The 4,763-nt window shown below is 60.6% G+C and carries 7 protein-coding genes; 5 read left to right on the top strand and 2 right to left on the bottom strand.

Annotated elements, in window-relative coordinates; all coding sequences use genetic code 11:
- Positions 1-70: 70 nt before the first annotated feature.
- From pqqA to pqqE, 5 genes are read left to right on the top strand one after another with little or no spacing between them, the layout of a single operon-like run.
- Entirely contained in the window at positions 71-220 is a 150-nt protein-coding gene (gene pqqA / locus VJX68_RS13800; protein ID WP_324096286.1) for a pyrroloquinoline quinone precursor peptide PqqA, read from the top strand.
- A gap of 12 nt (positions 221-232) precedes the next feature.
- A complete protein-coding gene (gene pqqB / locus VJX68_RS13795; protein ID WP_324096285.1) occupies positions 233-1,132 on the top strand; it encodes a pyrroloquinoline quinone biosynthesis protein PqqB in 900 nt (299 codons plus the stop codon).
- Between the two features lie 17 nt (positions 1,133-1,149).
- The gene (gene pqqC / locus VJX68_RS13790) at positions 1,150-1,890 is read left to right on the top strand and encodes a pyrroloquinoline-quinone synthase PqqC (RefSeq protein ID WP_324096284.1); all 741 of its coding nucleotides are present in this window, start codon (positions 1,150-1,152) and stop codon (positions 1,888-1,890) included.
- Positions 1,890-2,165: a pyrroloquinoline quinone biosynthesis peptide chaperone PqqD gene (gene pqqD / locus VJX68_RS13785; protein ID WP_324096283.1), complete on the top strand. Its 276-nt coding sequence runs from the start codon at positions 1,890-1,892 to the stop codon at positions 2,163-2,165. The genes pqqC and pqqD overlap by 1 nt, the downstream gene beginning before the upstream one ends.
- Positions 2,162-3,274: a pyrroloquinoline quinone biosynthesis protein PqqE gene (pqqE, locus tag VJX68_RS13780; protein ID WP_324096282.1), complete on the top strand. Its 1,113-nt coding sequence runs from the start codon at positions 2,162-2,164 to the stop codon at positions 3,272-3,274. Before pqqD ends, pqqE begins: the two co-directional genes overlap by 4 nt.
- On the opposite strand, the gene rhaI is transcribed toward pqqE, so the two are convergent.
- Both rhaI and VJX68_RS19150 read right to left on the bottom strand, forming a co-directional pair.
- Positions 3,271-4,566: an L-rhamnose catabolism isomerase gene (rhaI, locus tag VJX68_RS13775; protein ID WP_324096281.1), complete on the bottom strand. Its 1,296-nt coding sequence runs from the start codon at positions 4,564-4,566 to the stop codon at positions 3,271-3,273. The genes pqqE and rhaI overlap by 4 nt on opposite strands.
- A gap of 18 nt (positions 4,567-4,584) precedes the next feature.
- Positions 4,585-4,763, bottom strand: a 179-nt coding sequence (locus tag VJX68_RS19150) for an SDR family oxidoreductase (protein WP_349255918.1), incomplete at its 5' end; no start/stop codon positions are given.

Here is a 4,763-nt window from a genome sequence, read left to right as displayed (position 1 = left end):
GTAGAGACATGTTGCCTCCGGTAAAGCGCATAGTGTAAAAATTCTTCGGGGAGTTTGCAGGAGTTCAAATATGAGTGACTGGAAGAAGCCGGAGTTCGTCGAGATCCGGATGGACGCGGAAATCAACTGCTACAGTTCTGCGCTTGCCGACGATCCTCGTCGCGTTCTGAAGCAGCCGGTGATTCGCGACAACGGCCCGGAAACCAACCAGGAATCCTAAGACCGGCAGTCAGTGCGGGTCCATATCCTTGGTTCCGCCGCCGGCGGCGGGTTCCCGCAGTGGAACTGCAACTGCGTCAATTGCGCTGGGCTGAGGACCGGGTCGCTTCGCGCGAAAGCGCGGACGCAATCCTCGGCAGCAGTTAGTGCGGACGGCGCGCGATGGTCGTTGCTGAACGCTAGCCCCGACCTTCGCGCACAAATATTTTCATTTCCAGACTTGCTGCCGACGAGCAGCGTGAGAGGATCAGCGATCGACGCGGTTTTGCTGAGCGACGCGGAGCTCGATCACATCACCGGCCTGCTTTCGCTCCGCGAGGCGCAGCCGGTGCGGCTCTATTGCACATCGCGGGTTTTCGATTGGGTGTTCGCGTCGAACCCGATTTTCAGCGCGTTGAACCAGCCGGAGAGGTTTCGGGTGACGATGGTCGAAAATCGCAAAGTCGAAACTATCGGATGCGGTCTGGGCTTCGAGGCAATTTTCGTCGGCGGCAAAATTCCGACTTACGTGAAAACCCCAGCAGCCAACCGCGACGGAGCCGCGGTCGCATACAAGGTCATCGACTCTCGCGCAGACTCGTCGATCCTTTATGTTCCGGCAATCAAAGAAATCGACGAACGATTTATCGCGGCGGCCGCTCAGTGCGACTGTCTCATGCTCGACGGGAGTTTCTGGTCGGAAAATGAAATGGCGTTCCGCGGCGCGGGGACGCGGACCGCGTCGACGATGGGGCACATACCCATCTCGGGACCCGCTGGCAGCCTCGCACGGCTTAGCCATCTTCCAATCAGGAAGATCTATACTCATATGAACAACACCAACCCCATTCTCGATGAAGCGTCGGCCGAGCGTCGCGAGGTCGAAAAAGCGGGATGGGAAGTCGCCGAAGACGGTATGGACTTTACCGTGTGACTTCGGGCTTGAACGGTATGGCAGAAAGCAAACCTGACTCGCCTGAAAAATTTGTCTCGCGGCTGCGCGCGATCGGCAAGGCGGCCTATCACGACAAGCATCCGTTTCACGTACTGATGCATCAAGGGAAACTCACCAAGCGACAACTGCAGGCGTGGATCGAAAATCGTTTCTACTATCAGTGGACGATTCCCAAAAAAGATGCCCTGATCCTGGCCAAGGCCGACGACCCGGAATTCCGCCGCGCATGGATCACGCGGATCACCGACCACGACGGGATTGGCGATAGCGAGGGCGGCATCCGCAAGTGGTACAAGCTGTCGGAGGCCGCGGGGCTCGACGCCGACGACGTCGCGAGCTTGCGCTACGTGCTGCCGGGCGTGCGATTCGCGGTGGATGCGTACCTGCATCTGTGCGCGTCGCGTCCGCTGACCGAGGCGGTCGCGTCGTCGCTGACGGAATTGTTCGCGCCCACGCTGATGGCGGATCGTATCGTAGTGCTGGAGAAACTCTACCCCTGGCTCGACAGCCGCGGGCTGGAATATTTTCGCGGACGGCTGGTGCAGGCGCCGCGCGACTCTGAGTTCGGCCTGGATTACGTCGTCGCGCATTGCACGACGCGCGAGTCGCAGGACCGCGCCGCAGAAGCGCTCACGCTCAAGTGTCAGATACTGTGGGGCCTGCTCGACGCTGTTCACTACGCGTACGTTTCCCCCGGATATCTGCCGCCGCTGTGGCACGATCCGCGGAAACTCTGATGAGTACCGGCGACGCATGGCGGCCGCGGCTGGCCTCCCGCGCGCGGCTCAAGTTCGACCCTATAGCGAAGCAGGAAATGCTGCTCTTCCCGGAAGCCGCCTTGGCGCTCAATGAAACAGGCGCCGCGATTGTGCGGCTGTGCGATGGCGCGCGTTCGATCGATGAAATCGTCGAACAGCTATCGAGAAAATTTCGCAGCGCCGATCGCGACGCACTAATGCGCGAGGTGGTGGATTTCATTGCGACGATTCGCGCGCGCGGGTTGCTCCAGTGATCGCGGCGTCGCGCCCATACACCCTCGTCGCCGAGCTCACCTATCGATGCCCGCTGCGATGCGTGTACTGTTCCAACCCCGTTAATTTCCACCGCTCACGCAGCGAGCTCTCGACCGGCGAGTGGCGCCGCGTTTTTTCTGAGGCCGCGGAACTGGGCGTCATGCAGTTGCATTTCTCGGGCGGCGAGCCTGTCCTTCGCGATGATCTCGTTGAGCTGATTCAGGATGCGCGCGCGCACGATCTCTACACCAACCTGATCACAGGAGGCACGCTGCTCGACGAAGACAAGCTGCGGCGTCTTCGCGAAGCAGGCCTCGATCATATCCAACTGAGCATCCAGGGCGCTGCGCGCGAAAGCGCCGAGACGATCGCCGCCGTTCGCTCACATCGCAAAAAGCTTGAGGTCGCGCGGCTCATCGGCAAGATCGGATTCCCGCTAACGCTCAACGTGGTGATCCATAGGCTGAATATCGCCGAGGTACCCGAGTTGATCGGGATCGCGTTGGAGCTAGGCGCGAATCGCCTCGAACTGGCGAATACCCAGTTCTATGCGTGGGCGGCTGAGAATCGGCGGGCGTTGATGCCGACACGCGAGCAGTACGATCGCGCCGAGGGAATCGCGCGCGAGGCAATCGTGAAATATCGCGGCACGCTCGAAATCGCGTTCGTGCAGAACGACTATCTCTCGGGCGAGCCCAAGCCATGCATGGGCGGATGGGGCCGCAGCTACATCTGCATCAATCCCACCGGCGAAGTGATGCCGTGTCATGCCGCGTCGGTGATCCCGGGGCTGCGCTTCGATTCGGTTCGCGACGGCGCCCTGGAAAAAATCTGGCGCGACTCGCCCGCGATGAATGCTTTCCGCGGCGACGACTGGATGATGGAGCCGTGTCGCACTTGCGCCAGGAAGGAAATCGATTTCGGAGGATGCCGATGCCAGGCCTTTATGCTCGCGGGAAATGCCGCCGAGGCCGATCCGATCTGCCGCCTGTCACCGCATAATGGGATCGTCGAGTCGATGCGAAAGAACTCCGGTACCGACGCTCCGCTGATCTATCGCGATGCTAAGACCAGCCGCAAACTTTCTAAAGCGATCGGTTCGCTCTAGACGATTCCAGACTTGCCAGTCATGTCCTGCGGGCGCGCGGAGACCTTGCACTGACGGTAACGGCTGTCTCTGAACACGGCGACAGGATCGATTGCGCCGCCGTTTCGCTTGCGCGCCATTTTGATCGCGGACTCGACATCCATCCGCACCGCGTTTTGCAGCGTGCGATTCGCCATCAGGGCGTCGTTCTTCTCCTGCGCCGAATTCAACGCGTCGCGATCGACGATCAACGCCTGCGCATAGGCGCGCTGCAGTGCGACCGCGCTCTCCAGCAGGCTTTCGATCGGGTCGGTCACGTTGTGACTCTGATCGAGCATGTAAGCCGGCGCAAATCCCGGCGCGCCACGCAATTCGGCATCCACCAGCTCGTTGAAAACCAGGAAAATCTGGAACGGGTTGACCGAGCCGGTGTCCAAATCGTCGTCGCCATATTTGGAATCGTTGAAGTGAAAGCCGCCAAGGCGCTGAAACTGGATCAAGCGCGCAACGATCTGCTCGATGTTCGTGGTCGGCGCATGATGACCCAGGTCCACCAGGCACTGCACGTTTGCGCCGAGCTGCGTCGCGCAAATGAAACTGGTGCCCCAGTCCGCGATCACCGTCGAGTACAGGGCAGGCTCGTAGAGCTTGTGCTCAATGAACGCACGCCATCCGTCGGGCAAGGCCGCGACGATCACGCGCATGCTCTCGAGGTAGCGCTCGAGCGCCTTGGTCATGTTGAGCTGACCCGGAAAATTCGAGCCGTCGCCGATCCAGACAGTGAGCGCTCGCGAACCGAGCCGCTTTCCGATTTCGATGCACTCCAGATTGTGCGCAATAGCCTGTTCGCGAACCGGCTTGTGGGTATGGGTCAGGCTGCCGAACTTGTAGGACAACTGACCCGGAAGGTCTTCGAACGTATTCGAATTGATGGCGTCGAAAACGATCCCATAGGAGCGCGCAAAGTCCCGCAATTCGCGGAGATCGTCAACCCGGTCCCAGGGAAAATGTGGCGACACCGAGGGCGTCGCACGTCCCAGCTGCTGGATCACGGCGCAGTCCTCGAGCTTCTCGAAGATGTTGCGCGGCTCGCCGGCCACCGGAAAGCGCGCGAACCGCGTGCCGCCCGAGCCGACCCCCCAGCTGGGAATCGCGACCGCAAACCGCTGGATGCGCGCGGTGATCGCTTCGAGGTCAACGCCGCGCCGCGCCAGCACGGCGCCAAGATGCTCGTAGTCGGCCGCAAGGTCGTTTTCCAGGCGTGCGTTGTGTTTTGCGATGAGCTCGGGATCGATTGGAGTGCGCAGCGTCATAGCAACCTCTCGAGATCTTCAGCGCGTGAATGCAGCGGCGTTGCCGGCGTCAACATTGAGAATGTTGCCGGTGGACTTTGCCGATCGATCGGACGCAAAAAAATGCACCGCCTCGGCGACATCCTCGGGCGTAACGTTTTTCTTCAGCAGGCTCCGTTCACGGTAGAACTTCTCCAGCTCAGACGGATCGATGCCGT

The organism is Binatus sp. (SeqCode) (genome assembly GCF_035272065.1).
In the GTDB taxonomy this organism is placed as follows: Bacteria; Desulfobacterota; Binatia; order Binatales; family Binataceae; genus Binatus.
The sequence above is the reverse complement of the archived record's forward strand: the minus strand, read 5'-3'. Positions and strand labels throughout refer to the sequence as shown.